General features: G+C 67.2%; 14 protein-coding genes. 5 read left to right on the top strand and 9 right to left on the bottom strand.

All coding sequences use genetic code 11. The features are described from left to right. Positions 1 to 17 precede the first annotated feature (17 nt). The 3 genes from secD to CEJ42_RS20995 all read left to right on the top strand — a co-directional run bounded on the left by secD (position 18) and on the right by CEJ42_RS20995 (position 4,017). Entirely contained in the window at positions 18 to 1,922 is a 1,905-nt protein-coding gene (gene secD, locus CEJ42_RS21005; RefSeq protein ID WP_088752430.1) for a protein translocase subunit SecD, read from the top strand. Between the two features lie 78 nt (positions 1,923 to 2,000). Then, the gene (gene secF / locus CEJ42_RS21000) at positions 2,001 to 2,945 is read left to right on the top strand and encodes a protein translocase subunit SecF (RefSeq protein WP_079216068.1); all 945 of its coding nucleotides are present in this window, start codon (positions 2,001 to 2,003) and stop codon (positions 2,943 to 2,945) included. A gap of 166 nt (positions 2,946 to 3,111) precedes the next feature. Next, complete coding sequence (locus CEJ42_RS20995; RefSeq protein WP_088752429.1) at positions 3,112 to 4,017, top strand: tRNA threonylcarbamoyladenosine dehydratase; 906 nt, start codon at positions 3,112 to 3,114, stop codon at positions 4,015 to 4,017. 72 nt (positions 4,018 to 4,089) lie between these two features. Here CEJ42_RS20995 and CEJ42_RS20990 read toward each other — a convergent pair whose 3' ends face one another. From CEJ42_RS20990 to CEJ42_RS20965, 6 genes are all read right to left on the bottom strand, one after another. Beyond that, complete coding sequence (locus CEJ42_RS20990; protein WP_079216064.1) at positions 4,090 to 5,034, bottom strand: DMT family transporter; 945 nt, start codon at positions 5,032 to 5,034, stop codon at positions 4,090 to 4,092. Between the two features lie 184 nt (positions 5,035 to 5,218). Then, the gene (locus CEJ42_RS20985) at positions 5,219 to 5,776 is read right to left on the bottom strand and encodes a DUF4337 domain-containing protein (protein ID WP_079216061.1); all 558 of its coding nucleotides are present in this window, start codon (positions 5,774 to 5,776) and stop codon (positions 5,219 to 5,221) included. Positions 5,777 to 5,852: 76 nt separating this feature from the next. Beyond that, entirely contained in the window at positions 5,853 to 6,191 is a 339-nt protein-coding gene (locus tag CEJ42_RS20980) for a hypothetical protein (RefSeq protein ID WP_088752428.1), read from the bottom strand. Further along, a complete protein-coding gene (locus CEJ42_RS20975) occupies positions 6,170 to 6,946 on the bottom strand; it encodes a DUF899 domain-containing protein (RefSeq protein WP_088752427.1) in 777 nt (258 codons plus the stop codon). Before CEJ42_RS20975 ends, CEJ42_RS20980 begins: the two co-directional genes overlap by 22 nt. A 66-nt stretch (positions 6,947 to 7,012) precedes the next feature. After that, positions 7,013 to 7,678 carry a Vgb family protein gene (locus tag CEJ42_RS20970; protein WP_088752426.1) on the bottom strand — a complete coding sequence of 222 codons (666 nt, stop codon included), beginning with the start codon at positions 7,676 to 7,678 and terminating at the stop codon, positions 7,013 to 7,015. 63 nt (positions 7,679 to 7,741) lie between these two features. Continuing rightward, complete coding sequence (locus CEJ42_RS20965; RefSeq protein WP_088752452.1) at positions 7,742 to 8,962, bottom strand: helix-turn-helix domain-containing protein; 1,221 nt, start codon at positions 8,960 to 8,962, stop codon at positions 7,742 to 7,744. 322 nt (positions 8,963 to 9,284) lie between these two features. On the opposite strand from CEJ42_RS20965, the gene katG reads away from it, so the two are divergent. Both katG and CEJ42_RS20955 read left to right on the top strand, forming a co-directional pair. Continuing rightward, positions 9,285 to 11,525, top strand: coding sequence for a catalase/peroxidase HPI (gene katG / locus CEJ42_RS20960; RefSeq protein WP_088752425.1), 2,241 nt, complete (start codon positions 9,285 to 9,287; stop codon positions 11,523 to 11,525). Positions 11,526 to 11,714: 189 nt separating this feature from the next. Further along, the gene (locus CEJ42_RS20955) at positions 11,715 to 12,263 is read left to right on the top strand and encodes a phosphonate degradation HD-domain oxygenase (RefSeq protein ID WP_088752424.1); all 549 of its coding nucleotides are present in this window, start codon (positions 11,715 to 11,717) and stop codon (positions 12,261 to 12,263) included. 67 nt (positions 12,264 to 12,330) lie between these two features. On the opposite strand, the gene CEJ42_RS20950 is transcribed toward CEJ42_RS20955, so the two are convergent. The 3 genes from CEJ42_RS20950 to CEJ42_RS20940 all read right to left on the bottom strand — a co-directional run bounded on the left by CEJ42_RS20950 (position 12,331) and on the right by CEJ42_RS20940 (position 15,767). Next, entirely contained in the window at positions 12,331 to 13,098 is a 768-nt protein-coding gene (locus CEJ42_RS20950; protein ID WP_088752423.1) for a helix-turn-helix transcriptional regulator, read from the bottom strand. 119 nt (positions 13,099 to 13,217) lie between these two features. Next, positions 13,218 to 14,387, bottom strand: coding sequence for an enolase C-terminal domain-like protein (locus tag CEJ42_RS20945; RefSeq protein ID WP_088752422.1), 1,170 nt, complete (start codon positions 14,385 to 14,387; stop codon positions 13,218 to 13,220). A gap of 45 nt (positions 14,388 to 14,432) precedes the next feature. Beyond that, positions 14,433 to 15,767 (bottom strand): cation:dicarboxylate symporter family transporter, encoded by a 1,335-nt coding sequence (locus CEJ42_RS20940; RefSeq protein WP_079216047.1) that lies wholly within the window; start codon positions 15,765 to 15,767, stop codon positions 14,433 to 14,435. Positions 15,768 to 15,924: the final 157 nt, after the last annotated feature.

Raw genomic sequence — 15,924 nt, 5'->3', positions numbered from 1 at the left:
GCTAGAAGCACAAGACCATGAATCGTTACTCTCTCTGGAAATACGTACTGATCGTCGCGGCCCTTCTGTTCGGCGTGATCTACACCGTTCCGAACTTCTTCGGCGAATCGCCCGCCGTACAGATCAGCAGCGCCAAGTCGACCCTGAAGGTCGAGGCCACCGTGGCCGGCCGCGTTGACGAAATCCTGAAACAAGGCAACTTGCCCGCAGAGAGCGTGGCGTTCGACAGCGCTGGCGCCCAGCCGTCGGTGCGCGCGCGTTTCGCGACCACCGACATCCAGTTCAAGGCCAAGGCCCTGCTGGAGCAGCAGTTGAATACCGATCCCACCGATCCGACCTACATCGTCGCCTTCAACCTGCTGCCCAACACCCCGCAGTGGCTGCAGAGCCTGCATGCCTTCCCGATGTACCTGGGCCTGGACTTGCGCGGCGGCGTGCACTTCCTGATGCAGGTCGACATCAAGGCCGTGCTGAACAAGCGCCTGCAAGGCCTGCAATCGAGCGTGCGCAGCCTGCTGCGCGACAAGAACATCCGCCACTCCGGCATCAGCCGCAGCGGCGACACCATCGAGATCTCCTTCCGCGACGCCGACACCCGCAACAAGGCCCGTTCGACCCTGGCCGAGATGCAGGAACTGGTGCTCACCGACGCCGGCGCCGGCGACGACCTCAAGCTGGTCGCCACGCTGCGTCCCGAAGCGCTGAAGCAGACCCAGGAAGACGGCGTCAAGCAGAACATCTCCACCCTGTCCAAGCGCGTCAACGAGCTGGGCGTGGCCGAGCCGCTGATCCAGCGCCAGGGCGCCGACCGCATCGTGGTCGAGCTGCCGGGCGTGCAGGACGTCTCGCGCGCCAAGGACATCATCGGCCGCACCGCCACGCTGGAAGTGCGCATGGTCGACGAGAGCGTGGTGCGCGGCACCGAAGAGACCACCGCCATCCCGTTCGGCTCCGAGCTGTTCAAGATCGGCAAGGGTGCCCCGGTGGTGCTGAACAAGGAACCGGTGCTGACCGGCGACTACATCTCCAACGCCTCGGCCAGCTTCGACGAGAACCACCAGCCTGCGGTCAGCATCGACCTCAACGGCGACGGCGGCCGCAAGATGCGCGAAGCGACCCGTGAAAAGGTCGGCAAGGCGATGGCCATCGTGCTGTTCGAAAAGGGCAAGGGCGAAGTCCTGACCGTGGCGACCATCCGCTCCGAGCTGGGCTCGCGCTTCCAGATCACCGGCATGGGTTCGCCCGAAGCCGCCGGCGACCTGGCCCTGCTGCTGCGCGCCGGTTCCCTGGCCGCGCCGATGGACATCATCGAAGAACGCACCATCGGCCCGCAGCTGGGCGCCGACAACATCAAGAAGGGCTTCGACTCGGTGCTGTACGGCTTCGCGGCGATGGCCATCTTCATGGTGATCTATTACCAGCTGTTCGGTTTCTTCAGCGCCCTGGCGCTGTCGATCAACGTGCTGCTGCTGGTGGCGCTGCTGTCCACGCTGCAGGTCACGCTGACGCTGCCTGGTATCGCCGCCATCGCGCTGGCGCTGGGCATGGCGATCGACTCCAACGTGCTGATCAACGAACGCATCCGCGAGGAACTGCGCGCCGGCAACTCGCCGCAGGCGGCGATCGCCGCCGGCTTCGACCGCGCCTGGGCCACCATCCTGGACTCCAACGTGACCACCCTGATCGCCGGCCTCGCGCTGCTGATCTTCGGTTCGGGCGCCATCCGCGGCTTCGCGGTGGTGCACTGCCTGGGCATCCTGACCTCGATGTTCTCGGCCGTGTTCTTCTCGCGCGGCGTGGTCAACCTCTGGTACGGCCGCAAGAAGAAGCTCTCCAGCCTGGCCATCGGCCAGATCTGGAAGCCGGACGGCGAGACCCTGACCACTTCCGGCAAGGCTTCGGCCAAGCGCGAAGTGAAGTGACCGGCACGACGGGACCGACAGTGATTTAAGCCGGACCGCGCAGGGCTTCGCCCCGCGGCCGGCACCGAAAGGATAGCGATGGAATTTTTCCGCATCAAAAAAGACATTCCCTTCATGCGCAACGCGTTGATCTTCAACGCGATCTCGGCGCTGACCTTCGTGGCGGCAGTGTTCTTCCTGCTGACCAAGGGCCTGCATTTCTCGATCGAGTTCACCGGCGGCACGGTCATGGAAATGGCCTACAGCAAGCCGGCCGACCTGGAGAAGATCCGCAAGTCGGTGGAAGGCCTGGGCTACCGCGACACCCTGGTGCAGAGCTTCGGCACCGCCCAGGACGTGATGATCCGCCTGCCGGCGCAACCGGGCGTGAACGCCAGCCAGCAAAGCGAGAAGGTGACCGCCGCGCTGAAGGCTGACGATCCGGAGGTGCGCCTGCAGCGCGTCGAGTTCGTCGGTCCGCAGGTGGGCGACGAGCTGGCGCACGACGGCCTGATGGCGCTGGCCATGGTGGTGGTGGGCATCGTGATCTACCTGGCTTTCCGCTTCGAATGGAAGTTCGCGGTGGCGGCGGTGATCGCCAACCTGCACGACGTGATCATCATCCTGGGCTTCTTCGCCTTCTTCCAGTGGGAGTTCTCGCTGACCGTGCTGGCCGCGATCCTGGCCGTGCTGGGCTACTCGGTCAACGAATCGGTGGTGGTGTTCGACCGGGTGCGCGAAGCCTTCCGCGACCGCCGCTTCGGCAAGCTGTCCACGCCCGAGGTGCTGAACCACGCGATCACCAGCACCATGTCGCGTACCATCATCACCCACGGCTCCACCGAAATGATGGTGCTGGCGATGTTCTTCTTCGGCGGCCCGACGCTGCACTACTTCGCGCTGGCGCTGACCATCGGCATCCTGTTCGGCATCTATTCGTCGGTGTTCGTCGCCGCCGCCCTGGCCATGTGGCTGGGCGTGAAGCGCGAAGACCTGATCAAGCCGGTCAAGGTCAAGGACGAGAACGGCGGCGCGGTGGTGTAAGCCCTCGCAGCCTGTCGTCAGAAAGGGCCGCAGCCGCACGCTGCGGCCCTTTTTTATGTAAGGCCCGGACATCGCCGGCCTGGCCCGCCCCGGCAGGCCGGCGGCAAAACCGGGATAATGCGGCATCGTCCGCCGACTTCCGGCACATCCATAGCAGACCAGTTCCATGAGCACTACCGCAGACAACACCACGGGCGCGTCCGCCGACGCCGGCCTGCACGATATCGACTACGACCGCCGCTTCGGCGGCGTGGCGCGCCTGTACGGCGCCCGCGCCCTGGAGCGTTTTCGCAACGCGCGCGTGTGCGTGGTGGGCGTGGGCGGCGTCGGTTCCTGGATCGTGGAGGCGCTGGCGCGCAGCGCCATCGGCCACATCACCATGATCGACCTCGACAACCTGGCCGAGTCCAACGTCAACCGCCAGATCCACGCCTTGTCCGATACGCTGGGGAAAGCCAAGGTGACCGCGCTGCGCGAGCGCATCATGCTGATCAACCCGACCTGCGTGGTGACCGAGGTGGAAGACTTCGTCGATCCCGGGAATGTGGCGCAGATGATCGGCACCGACCGTTTTGATTACGTGGTCGATGCCGTCGACAACGTCCCGGCCAAGGTTGCCATGATGGTCTGGTGCCGCGACCACAAGATCCCGTTGGTGACCATCGGCAGCGCCGGCGGCCAGATCGATCCCACCATGATCGAGATCCGCGACCTCTGCCGCACCGAGCAGGAGCCGCTGCTGGCCAAGGTGCGCAAGCGCCTGCGTTCGCAGCACGGCTTCCCGCGCGGGACCAAGAACAAGTTCCACATCGACGCCGTGTTTTCCACCGAGCCGCTGCGCTTTCCGGAGTTCGGCGAAGGCGAGGCCTGCGTGATCGATCCGGCCGCCGCGGGCGGCGAGGACATGGACATCGGCGGCGACGCCGCCGACATGGCTGCGGCGCAAGATGTCACGCAAGGCGGCGTGACCGGCCTGAACTGCGCCGGCTTCGGCTCGGCGATGGTGGTGACCGCCTCGTTCGGACTGGTGGCGGCCTCGCATGTGTTGAAGAAGCTCGCCCAGCAAACTTGAGTTTTCCACAGCCCAAAACAAAACGCCTTGCGGCTGTAGAGCGCAAGGCGTTTTTCATTGGCGAGGGCAGGTTCAGTGTCCGCCGCCTTCATCCACCACCCTGTGCGCCGACACGCACAGCATCACGCTGGCGGTGACCAGCACCATCGCCGCCGTCTCCAGCAGGGTAGGCAGGCGGCGCTCCCACAGGAAGCCGTAGAGCAGCGCGAACAGCGTCTCGAACAGGATCATCTGCCCGATCATGGTCAGCGGCAGCAGGCGGCTGGCCTTGTTCCAGCAGGCGTTGCCGAAGATCGAAGCGAAGATCGCCACGCCGGCGCACACGCCGATGAAGCTCGTCCACTGCGCGCCGCTGCGCGGCTCCAGCAGGATGGTGAAGGCGGGAACCGCGATGAACAGCGACAGCAGCCCCGTGACCAGCCCGGTGAGCAAGCTCCAGTCATGCGCCGAAATCGCGTGCAGCCGCGCCAGCCAGCGGCTGTTGCCCACCGCATAGGTGGTCCACGACACCAGTGCGCCCAGCGCGCAGAAGAAGCCGATCACCTGCTGCGAGCCGGCCGCCGACGCCTGCGCGCCGCCCAACGACTGCCAGGCCACGCAGGCGATGCCGGCCAGGCCCAGCGCCAGCGACGGCGCCAGTTTGGCGATCGGCACCGCGCCCTTGCCGCGGCTGCCGATGATGGTCACCGCCACCGGCAGGAAGCCGATCACCAGCGAGGTCATCGCCATGCCGCCCATCTGCACGGCGCTGGCCAGGAACACGTAGTACACCACATTGCCCAAGAGGCTCAGCCACACCAGCGCGCGCCATTCGGCCAGGCCCAGGTGCGGCAGCAGCGCGCGCAGGCGCGGCGCGATCAGCACCGCGGCGAACAGGCCGTAAGCCAGGTAACGGCCGGCCGCCAGCTGCCAGGGAGAGAAATCGCGGGTCAGTTCGGGGGCCAGGAACACCAGGCCCCAGGCCGCGCCGGTCAGCGCGCCGAACAGGATGCCGCGCAGGATCGTATTGGAACTCATCGTCTGAAAATCTTTGCCAGGAAAACTGCGAGCCTCGCAGTATGCCTTGGCCGCAGGGGCAAGGCTTGGCGCAAACTACGGAGATTTTGTGGAATCGTCGCGAACCGGCGGTTCCGGAGGGAGGCGCGCCGCCCGCGCTGGACATGCCTGGGCATGCCATGGCGGGCGGTGGCAGGGAAGCGGCTCAGACCACCATGAACAGTCCGGCGCCGATGAAGGCCAGCGCGACCACGCCGATGCCCATCGACAGGTAGGCCAGCACGCCCACGCCGGTGATGATGGTGGCCGAGGCCAGCACGATGGCGACCTGCAGCATGCCGGCGGCCATCTCCATCTTCTCGTATTTCTCCATGTAGGCATGGGCCTCGTGCTCGGCCTCGCGCGCCTTGTGCGACAGCTCCTTCTTGCCTTCGCCGCTCTTCTCGTCGCTGTCGTAATGGGCGATGGCGTCGTCCAGCTTGGCGATGGCGGCGACGATGCGCTCATCCTTGGCGTTGCCCAGCAGCGAGAGCTGGGTCTTGGCCAGTTGCGCCGAGTTGCCGCGGATCGACTTGGCCTGGAAGAAGGCCCACAGGTTCGCCGCCTCCTGGTGCTTCAGGATGACTTCGGTCTGGTAGGACTTGGACAGGGTTTCGGTGACCGCCAGGACCAGCGCGAGGATCGCGATGAGCAAGGCCAGTTTCTTGTTGCCGGAGGCATGGGCATGCTCCGCGTGTTCCAGGTTTTCAGTAGCTTCCGTCATGGTGGCGTTGTGATGGTGGAGATGGAGTGGCGCCGCCCGATTTCCGGGCAACGCTTCCCACAACGATCCAGACGGCTTACGGTTGACCTGAGCTTGGAGCCGACTCGTATTTCCTTTGCGGCAATGCGGGCCGTCCGCTCTTGCCTGCGGGCAGCATGCGCGCCAGCCACGCCGGACTGCAGGCTGCGACCGGCACGGCCACGGCGTGCAGCCCGGCAAGGGCCAAGAGAGCGAGCATCGACCCGCTTTTCGCGCCGCCGCACAAGGGCATCGCCGGCGCCAGCAGCAAGGCGGCGAAGTGCCAGCCGCAGGCCAGCAGCGACAGCAGCCAGGGATATGCGCCGCGAGCCGGGATTCGCATTTTGCGGGAGCCGGCCGACGCGGCGCGTCCGTTCAACCGCGGCCGCGGCAGCATGACGACTCCGTCGCTACGCCGGCCGGCGTCGCCGAGCGTTCGTGGCGCTCGTAGCGGTCGTGATGGCGCACCCATTCCATCTTGTGCGGCACATCGCGCTCGCCGCGGCCGCCGGGCGTGAGATCCATCAGGCGGTAGGCGCCCATCATCACTTCCACGCCGCGGCCGTAGGTCGAGTAGCTGTGATAAATGCGGCCGTCCTCGCCCTGCACGAACACGCTGATGCCCGGCGCCTCGGCATGCGGGAAGGGACGCCGGGCGTAGTTGTAGTCGACCTCGCCGGCGGCCTGCTCGCGCGCATCGAAGCTGACGCCGAAATCGGCATTGAAGTCGCTGCCATGCGAAGACACCCAGTCGAAGCGCCAGCCCATGCGCCGGCGAAAGCGCGCGATCTCGGCCAGCGGCGCGCGCGACACCGCCACCAGCGTGATGTCGCGCTGCGCCAGGTGCGGGTTCATGCCGTCGCTGTGATCGGCCATGTAGGAACAGCTGGGGCAGCCTTCCTCCCAGCCCGGGCCGAACATGAAGTGCTGCACCAGCAGCTGGCGACGGCCGGCGAACAGTTCGGGCAGGTTACGCAGGCCTTCGGGCGTGTCGAAGCGGTAGTCCTTGTCCACCGCGCGCCAGGGCAACGCGCGGCGTTCGGCCGCCAGCCGGTCTTGCAGGCGCATGATTTCCTTTTCGCGCTCCAGCAGCCGGCCTCGCGCCTGCAGCCATTGGTCGGTGGAGACGACGGGGTGATGTGCGATATCCATGAGGGACTCCCTGGCCAGTGAAGGCCATGCGATTGATTGACGAAGGTGAAAGAGAAAAGGCGGGTCTTACTTCGGCCGGCGCACCGCGCGCACCTTGCCGCTGGCGCCGCCGCCGGCGTAGAACAGGTCGGCGCCGTCGGACTCGAGGCCGCTTACGCCCGTGCCCGGCGGCATGCGCAGCTGCTGCAGCACCTCGCCGCTGTCGGGGTCGATGCGGCGGATGTCGCTGTCGTCGCCTTCCCAGGTGCCGTGCCACAGCTGGCCGTCGACCCAGGTCACGCCGGTGACGAAGCGTTTCGATTCGATGGTGCGCTGGATGGCGCCGGTGGCGGGATCGATGCGATGGATCTTGCGGTCGCGGTACTGGCCCACCCACAGGCTGCCTTCCGCCCAGGTCAGGCCCGAGTCGAAACCGTGGCCGGGCGCCGGGATCGAGGCCAGCACCTCGCCGGTGGCGGGATCGATCTTGTCGATGCGCTGCTCGGCGATCTGGTAGAGGTGCTTGCCGTCGAAGGCGGTGCCGGCGTCGCAGGGGCGCTCCAGCGCGCGGCCGGCGTCGCCGGTGGCCGGATCGATGGACAGCAGGCGCGTGCCGGTGGCGGCCCATACCTGCCCGCCGTCCCAGGTCACGCCGTGGATCGCGGGTGCGCCCGGGAAGGGGCCGTATTCACGCACGATGTCGGCTGCGCTTGCCACGCTTGCATCGCGTGCGGCGGTTTGGCTGGTGTCCATGGCAACACTCCTTGGATGGGTTGGCGCCTTGATACATCTGTTTGCCGGCGCGATGAAGACACTTTATTCCAACGCCAGCGCCGCCGGGAGTAACAAGATTGTCGTGAATCCGGCCAGCGGCGGCGCCAGCCAGCGCTGCGCGCGGGCGCGGCCGATGGAGCGCACCCGGCCGCCGGCCTCCAGCTCGGCCAGGGCGCGCTGGACGGTGCGCTGGCTGGCATCCAGCGCCAGGGCCAGCGCCGAGGTCGACCAGGCCGCGCCGTCGGCCAGCAGCGCCAGCAGCTCGGCCTGGTCGCCTTCCAGCGGCGGCGCCAGCAAGGCCACCTCGCCGCCGTCCAGCGGGCGCAGGGAGAAACCGAGCGCGCCGGCGTCGATCCGCGCGAGGCCCTTGACCAGCGCGCGCAACCGCCCGATCTCCACGCGCAGTCGGGCGCGGTGCGTCTCATCCGGGGAACGGGTGCGAAAGGCTTGCTCGATCAGGCGTTCGCGCGGCGCTTCGCCGGGCCAGGCTTCGGCCAGCGCGCGCGCCAGGGCGAACAGCACCGGCCGCCGGGCCAGCGGGATGCGCACGCCGCCGGCGCCCAGCGTGCGGCGGCAGCCATCCACCACCAGCGCCGGCGACTGCAGCAGCGCCGCCACTTCGTCCACGCGCAGCACCTGCTCCGCGTGCGGCCGGATGCGGCGCGCGGCCGGACGCGACATCCGCGCCGCGGTTTCTTCCACCTCGGCCAGCAGCGCCGGGATGCCGGCGCTTTGCGCCGCCGCGCGGGCGGCATCGAGATCGGCGCCGGCGGCCGCGGGCTGCAGCGAGCGCAGCTTCAGCTCGGCGTTGAGCAGGCCGGCCAGGGCCGCCGTCGGCGGCGCCAACGCTTGTCCGGCCAGCGGCGCCAGCGCGCCGGCTGCGGCCGGCAGGCGGCCCAGCAGCAACAGCCGGCGCGCGGCGATCAGTCGCGCCTGGATGGCGTTGGGAATATCCTGGTGGGCCTCGAGGGTGGCGAGGGCGGCCTCCAGCGCGCGCGGCGAGCCGGCGAAATCGCGCTCGGCCAGCGCCACCTCGGCCTCGGCCACCACGCAGCGCGCACGGGACAGCGATTCATGGGAACCGAAAGCGTTGCCCGCGCGACGAAGCAACTCGCGGGCGCGCGCATGTTCGCCCAGCTGGGCCATGGCGATGCCGCGCAGGGCCAGCGCCGGCGGATCTTCACGCAGGGCGACGCGCTTGAGCGCACCCAGCGGATCGCCGGCGGCAAGGGCGCGGGCGGCGGCGGAAATCAGCGAATCCATGGCCGGCAGCATACACTGGCACTCAGAACGCACCGAAAGGGAAATTGAAAATACCAAAATCAATTATACAAAATGACAATCAACTCGTTCGTTTCGATGCATTACATTAATGATTCTATTTGATTGACCGGGGCGCGAAGGCCGGCAACGGAGTCGAGGCGTCATCACGCCGTCGTATTACGCAGCCAGCATCGTGTCGCTACAAGCCGGCCGCGCGCAGTCGCCAGCCTCTTGGCCGCTGCGCCGCGCAGCCATACAACACATGCCCGTTCCCGGTCCGGGCGTGAAGACTCGTTGGGTCGATGAACAAGGAGAAGATCGCATGTCGAACGAAGCCAAATGCCCTTTCAACCACACCGCCGGCGGCGGCACCGGCAATCGTGACTGGTGGCCCAAGCAGCTGCGGGTGGACCTGCTGGCCCAGCACTCGTCCAAGTCCAACCCGATGGGCGAGGACTTCGATTACGCACAAGCCTTCAAGAGCCTGGACCTGGCCGCCGTCAAGGCCGACCTGGCCAAGCTGATGACCGATTCCCAAGACTGGTGGCCGGCCGACTTCGGCCACTACGGCCCGCTGTTCATCCGCATGGCCTGGCACAGCGCCGGCACCTATCGCATCGGCGACGGCCGCGGCGGCGCAGGGCGCGGCCAGCAGCGTTTCGCCCCGCTCAACAGCTGGCCCGACAACGTCAGCCTGGACAAGGCGCGCCGCCTGGTGTGGCCGATCAAGCAGAAATACGGCAACAAGATCTCCTGGGCCGACCTGCTGATCCTGACCGGCAACGTCGCGCTGGAAACCATGGGCTTCAAGACCTTCGGCTTCGCCGGCGGCCGTGAAGACGTATGGGAACCGGACCTGGACGTCTATTGGGGCACCGAGACCACCTGGCTGGGCGGCGACGACCGTTACGGCAAGGGCAAGAACGGCAGCCCGTCCGGCGAGATCACCGCCGACGCCGACCGCCACGGCAACGAGCAGGACCGCACCGAACCGGCCGGCCGCAACCTGGAAAACCCGCTGGCCGCAGTGCAGATGGGCCTGATCTACGTGAACCCGGAAGGCCCGGAAGGCAAGCCCGACCCGCTGGCCGCCGCGCAGGACATCCGCGAAACCTTCGCCCGCATGGCGATGAACGATGAAGAGACCGTGGCCCTGATCGCCGGCGGCCACACCTTCGGCAAGACCCACGGCGCCGGCGACGCCAAACACGTCGGCCGCGAGCCGGAAGGCTCGGACCTGGAACACCAGGGCCTGGGCTGGAAGAGCAGCTTCGGCAGCGGCGCCGGCAGCGACGCCATCACCAGCGGCCTGGAAGTCACATGGACCCAGACTCCGGCGCAGTGGAGCAATTACTTCTTCGAGAACCTGTTCAACTACGAATGGGAGCTGACCAAGAGCCCGGCCGGCGCCCACCAGTGGGTGGCCAAGGGCGCCGAAGCGGTGATCCCCGATCCGCAGGGCAATGGTAAGCGCCTGCCGACCATGCTGACCACCGACCTGTCGCTGCGCGTGGACCCGGCGTATGAAAAGATTTCGCGCCGCTTCCTGCAGAACCCGGACCAGTTCGCCGACGCCTTCGCCCGCGCCTGGTTCAAGCTGACCCACCGCGACCTCGGCCCGCGTTCGCGCTACCTCGGTCCGGAAGTGCCGGCCGAAGAACTGATCTGGCAAGACCCGGTGCCCAAGGCGCAAGGCGCGCAGATCGACGGCCGGGACATCGCCGAGCTCAAGGCCAAGGTACTGGCTTCGGGCCTCACCGTGCCGCAGCTGGTGTCCACCGCCTGGGCCTCGGCCTCGACCTTCCGCGGCGGCGACAAGCGCGGCGGCGCCAACGGCGCGCGCATTCGCCTGGCCCCGCAAAAGGATTGGGCGGCCAACCAGCCGGCCCAGCTGGCGCAGGTGCTCAAGACGCTGGAAGGCATCCAGGCCGAGTTCGGCAAGGGCGGCAAGACCGTCTCGCTGGCTGACCTGATCGTGCTGGCCGGCGGCGCCGCAGTCGAGAAGGCCGCCAAGGACGCCGGCGTGAACGTGACGGTGCCCTTCAACCCGGGCCGCACCGACGCCACCCAGGAGCAGACCGACGTCGATTCCTTCGTGCCGCTGGAACCGCTGGCCGACGGCTTCCGCAACTTCCAGAAGGCGCGTTACGCCGTGCGCGCGGAAGACCTGCTGATCGACCGTGCGCAGCTGCTGACCCTGACTGCGCCGGAGATGACCGTGCTGGTCGGCGGCCTGCGCGTGCTGGGCGCCAACGCCGGCGGCAGCAAGCAAGGCGTGTTCACCCAGCGTGAAGGCCAGCTGAGCAACGACTTCTTCGTCAACCTGCTGGACATGGGCGTCGAGTGGAGGGCCAAGTCGCCGGAAGAGTTCGAAGGCCGCGACCGCAAGACCGGAGCCGTCAAGTGGACCGGCAGCCGCGTCGACCTGGTGTTCGGTTCGCACTCGGTGCTGCGCGCGCTGTCCGAGGTCTACGCCAGCGCCGACGCCAAGGAAAAGTTCGCCCGCGACTTCGTGGCGGCCTGGACCAAGGTGATGGAGCTGGATCGTTTCGACCTCAAGTGATGTAAGCGCTGCGGGCCGTGCGCCCGCAGCGGTGGAGTGAAACAGTGCAAGACGGCGGACCGCAAGGTTCGCCGTTTTTGCTTGGCTGCGGCGATTTTCAGGGCCGGTGTCACGCGCCTGTCATCAAACTGAAGCGCGGGCGGACTATAGTGGCCGCTTTCAACGCATCCCTATCGACCGAGGCGCACCATGGCCCTGACCCTGGACGACATCGGCCTGCTGTTCGAGCGGCACGGCCACACCCAATACACCGGCGAACCGGTCACCCAGCTGGAGCACGCGCTGCAGTCGGCGGCGCTGGCCGAAGCCGACGGCGCGGCGCCGGCCCTGATCGTGGCCAGCCTGCTGCACGACCTCGGCCACATGCTGGAAGACCACGGCGACACCCCGACCATGGCCGGCATCGACGACCTGCACCAGTACCGCATCCTGCCTTTCCTGCGCCAGCTGTTCGGCGACGACGTGCTGGCGCCGATCGCCCTGCATGTCGACGCCAAGCGCTATCTGTGCGCCACCGACGCCGCGTATTTCTCCATGCTGTCGGAGGACTCGGTGCGCAGTTTGCAGCTGCAGGGCGGGATCTTCGACGAGGCGCAGGCCCAGGCCTTCATCGCCCGTGCGCATGCGGCCGACGCGGTGCGCCTGCGCCGCTGGGACGACCAGGCCAAGCAGCAGGGACTGCCCACGCCGGACTACTTGCACTTTGCGGCTTACTTCACGCAATGCCTGCGCGGCTGACAATTGAAGCGAGGATAAAAACGCAGAGGAGCGCGCAGATAAGCGCGCAGATGAGCACGCGAGCAGCCTACTCCAGCGGCAGCGGCGTCTGCTGCGCGCGGCGGTAGGCGGCCGGGGTGGTGTGGCGCAGCTTGCGCATGGCGTTGGACAGCGCGCTCTGGTCGGCATAGCCGCAGCGCAGGGCGACTTCCGACAAGGGCAGGGGGCTGGTGCGCAGCAGTTCGCAGGCGCGCTTCATCCGCGTCTCGGCCAGCCAGGCGCGGGGCGTGTCGCCGGTTTCCTGCCGGAACCACTCGTGCAGGCGGCTGGGACTGATCGCCGCCGCCGCGGCCATTTCCGCCACCGACCACGGCAGGCCGGGTTCGGCCTCGATCTTCGCCATCAGCACATGCAGCCGCGAGTGCGCACGCGGTGCGGTCATCGCCAGCGTGTCGAGCAGCAGCGGCACCCAGTGCTGCAATTGCGCCGCCGCGATCTTCTGCTGCTGTTGCAGCATCAGGCCCATGAACTCCACCAGCTTGCCGGCCGCCTGCGGCAGCGGCATGAACGGGCGCAGCACCAGCTGCTCCATCAGTTGCGCGCCCACCATGGCCGGCGCCAGATCCAGGATCAGGGAGCGATTGGCGCCCGCCGCGCTGGTGGCATGCGTGGCGCCCGGTTCGACAAAGGCGCCGGTGGCGGCGTCGGCCAGGCCCTGGCGGCCCGCGATGTCGAGCTCCAGCCGGCCCGACAGCGGCAGCACCAGCTGCGGAAAGTCGTGGCTGTGCGCCAGCGGTTCTTCGCGATAGCTGCGCAAGTGGATGTCGGCGGTGGAGGGGGAAGGTTTCGTTGCCATGGCAACAGGCGGCGCTGCGGTTGGGATGCCGCCATGATAGCCGATGCGGGCCATGGCCGAAAAAGACGGCGGGCCGCCGCATCCGCGACGCCCGCCGTTTGGTCACGCCAAGGAAGGCCTCAGCCGACGATCTTTTCCAGCCACGGCGCAAGTTCGCGCTTTTGCTCCAGCCCGAAGCCCGGCGCCTGGGTCGGATGCACCCTGCCGCCGCCCAGCGAGCACTCCGGCGCGTAGCCGCCGAACGGCTGGAACACGCCGGGATAGGCTTCGCAGCCGCCCAGGCCGAGGCCGGCCGCGATGTGCAGGTTGATCATGTGGCCGCCGTGGGGATGTACCTGGCTGCGCTCGTAGCCCAGCTCTTCCAGCACCGCCACCGCATGCGCGAATTCGGTCAGGCCGTAGGAAAGGCCGGGATCCATCTGGAAGTAATCGAGGCCGCGGCGCATGCCGCCGTACAGGGCCAGGTTCTTGATGTCCTGCGCCGAGAACAGGTTCTCGCCGGTGGCGATGCGACCCGGATAGGCTTCGGCCACGCGACGGTTCAGGTCATAGTCCAGCGGGTCGCCGATCTCTTCGTACCAGCGCAGCTTGTAGGGCGCAATCGCTTCGGCGTAGGCCAGGGCGGTCTTGAGGTCGAAGCGGCCGTTGGCGTCGACCGCCAGGCGGCTGCCGTCGCCATCCACCACGCTCAGCGCCGACTCGATGCGGGCGATGTCTTCCTTGAGCGAGGCGCCGCCGATTTTCATCTTGAAGCTGGAGAAGCCCATGTCGGCGTAGGACTGCAGTTCGTCCTTCAGGGTGGCGCCGCTTTCGTTGGCGTAATAGTAGCCGCCCGCCGCATAGACCTCGATGCCGTCGGCCTTGCCGCGCCCGCCGAAGGCCTGCGAGATCAGCACATGCGCCGGCACGTCGAGGATCTTGGCGTTGAGGTCCCACACCGCCAGCTCGATGGCGGCGGCAGCGGCAGCGCGGTCGCCGTGGCCGGCGGGCTTCTCGTTGCGCATGATGGCCTGCAGCACCTTGGCCGGATCGAACAGCTTGCCGTCTTCCGACAGCAGCGACTCGGGCGCCGCGCGGCGCAGGCGCGGGATCATCCGTTCGCGCAGGATGCCGGACTGGGCAAAGCGGCCGATCGAGTCGAAGGCGTAGCCCACCAGCGGGCGGCCGTTACGCACCACGTCGCTGACCAGGGCCACCAGGGAAATGTCGTGCTCGGCGAAGCTGACGAAGGCGTTGGCGATGTTGCCTTCCATCTTGATGGAGAGGTCGCGGATATCGGTGATTCTCATGAGGTTCTTTCTTCTCTGTCTGTTTCTGTTCTAAAAAAGGGAGGCTCAGATCGCGGCGTTGGCGGGGCGGCCGAGCACGCGGGCGTATTCCGAGCGCATCGGCGCGGGATCGAACTCGCCGCAGACCTTGGACACCACCATGGTGGCCACCGCGTTACCCATGGCGTTGCAGATGCACACCGCCTGCGAGGTCAGGCGATTGATGCCCAGCAGCAGCGGCAGCCCTTCCACCGGCAGTACCCCGGCGGCGGTGACGGTGGCGGCGAACACGATGAAGGTGCCGCCCGAGACGGTCGCGGCGCCCTTGGAGGTGATCATCATCAGCGCGATGATGCCCAGCTGATGTTCGAAGGTGAGGTTGATGCCGTAGGCATTGGCCAGGAACAGCACGCACAGCGACATGTAGACCGCCGTGCCGTCCAGGTTGAAGGCATATCCGGTGGGCAGCACCAGCCCGACCGATTGCCTGGAACAACCCAGTTTCTGCAGTTTGTCGATCAGGCTGGGCAGCGCGCTCTCCGAGGAGGCGGTGGCGAACAGCAGTACGATCTCATCCTTGAAATAGCGCAGGAAGAGGAAGATGTTGAAGCCGTACAGGCGCATGATCACGCCCATGACCACCACGATCATCAGCGCCAGCGACGCGTACATCACCAGCAGCAGGTAGCCCAGGGAGAGGATGGCCGACATGCCGCTGTTGCCGATGGCGAAGGCGATCGATCCGAAGGCGCCGATCGGCGCCAGCTTCATGATCATGTCGGTGAGCTTGAAGAAGCAGTCGGACATGCCGTGCAGGGCAGACTCCACGCCCTTGCGCTGTTCCGGCTTGAGCGCCAGCACGGCCGCGCCGAACAGCACCGCGATCACCAGGATCTGCAGCAGCGCGCCTTCGGCGAAGGCGCCGAAGAAACTGTGCGGGAACATCGACAGCAGGAACTGCGAGAACGTGGTGCCCGACTTGGCGTACTTGGCGCTGCCGGCCGCGGCTTCGGCGGCGTCCGGCACCAGATGCAGGTCGGCGCCGACGCCCGAAACATTGGCGATCACCATGGCGATCACCAGGATGATGGTGGAGACGATCTCGAAGTAGAGCAGGGCGCGCAGGCCGATGCGGCCCACGCTCTTGAGGTCGCCGGCGGCGGCGATGCCCAGCACCACGTTGAGGAAGACCAGTGGCGCGACGATGGTCTTGATCAGGTTGAGGAAGATGTCGCCCAGCACCTTCATCGGGATCGCCGCCTTGGGCGCGATGAAACCCAGCGCGATGCCGAGAGCGATGCCGACGAAGATCTGCGGGCCCAGGCGGTAGTACCAGGGCTTGCGCCGGGCTGGCCGGGTTTGGCCGACCGGCGCCTCGCCGGTGGTGGGTGTTGCTGACATGTTGCCTCCTAGTCTGGTTAATATGTACGGACTTTATAATATGTCCGGACTATATTGTTTTTTTTCGAGAGCGTCAACCGCGACTGCGCCTTCGTTCCGCCCACGCGCCGTGGCCGTGGGCGCGGTGTGTCCGCTTGGCAAACAGGGGCGCAGCCGC

Source organism: Herbaspirillum robiniae (genome assembly GCF_002213415.1).
In the GTDB taxonomy this organism is placed as follows: Bacteria; Pseudomonadota; Gammaproteobacteria; order Burkholderiales; family Burkholderiaceae_D; genus Herbaspirillum; species Herbaspirillum robiniae.
This window is presented reverse-complemented; position numbering and strand designations above follow the sequence as displayed.

Bases quoted from the DNA above. Each gene is read 5' to 3' on its own strand.
- CEJ42_RS20975 (WP_088752427.1), bottom strand. From the start codon at position 6,946: ATGGATATCGCACATCACCCCGTCGTCTCCACCGACCAATGGCTGCAG.
- secD (WP_088752430.1), top strand. From the start codon at position 18: ATGAATCGTTACTCTCTCTGGAAATACGTACTGATCGTCGCGGCCCTT.
- CEJ42_RS20990 (WP_079216064.1), bottom strand. From the start codon at position 5,034: ATGAGTTCCAATACGATCCTGCGCGGCATCCTGTTCGGCGCGCTGACC.
- secF (WP_079216068.1), top strand. From the start codon at position 2,001: ATGGAATTTTTCCGCATCAAAAAAGACATTCCCTTCATGCGCAACGCG.
- CEJ42_RS20950 (WP_088752423.1), bottom strand. From the start codon at position 13,098: ATGGCAACGAAACCTTCCCCCTCCACCGCCGACATCCACTTGCGCAGC.
- CEJ42_RS20945 (WP_088752422.1), bottom strand. From the start codon at position 14,387: ATGAGAATCACCGATATCCGCGACCTCTCCATCAAGATGGAAGGCAAC.
- CEJ42_RS20985 (WP_079216061.1), bottom strand. From the start codon at position 5,776: ATGACGGAAGCTACTGAAAACCTGGAACACGCGGAGCATGCCCATGCC.
- CEJ42_RS20955 (WP_088752424.1), top strand. From the start codon at position 11,715: ATGGCCCTGACCCTGGACGACATCGGCCTGCTGTTCGAGCGGCACGGC.
- CEJ42_RS20970 (WP_088752426.1), bottom strand. From the start codon at position 7,678: ATGGACACCAGCCAAACCGCCGCACGCGATGCAAGCGTGGCAAGCGCA.
- CEJ42_RS20965 (WP_088752452.1), bottom strand. From the start codon at position 8,962: ATGGATTCGCTGATTTCCGCCGCCGCCCGCGCCCTTGCCGCCGGCGAT.
- CEJ42_RS20995 (WP_088752429.1), top strand. From the start codon at position 3,112: ATGAGCACTACCGCAGACAACACCACGGGCGCGTCCGCCGACGCCGGC.
- katG (WP_088752425.1), top strand. From the start codon at position 9,285: ATGTCGAACGAAGCCAAATGCCCTTTCAACCACACCGCCGGCGGCGGC.
- CEJ42_RS20940 (WP_079216047.1), bottom strand. From the start codon at position 15,767: ATGTCAGCAACACCCACCACCGGCGAGGCGCCGGTCGGCCAAACCCGG.
- CEJ42_RS20980 (WP_088752428.1), bottom strand. From the start codon at position 6,191: ATGCTGCCGCGGCCGCGGTTGAACGGACGCGCCGCGTCGGCCGGCTCC.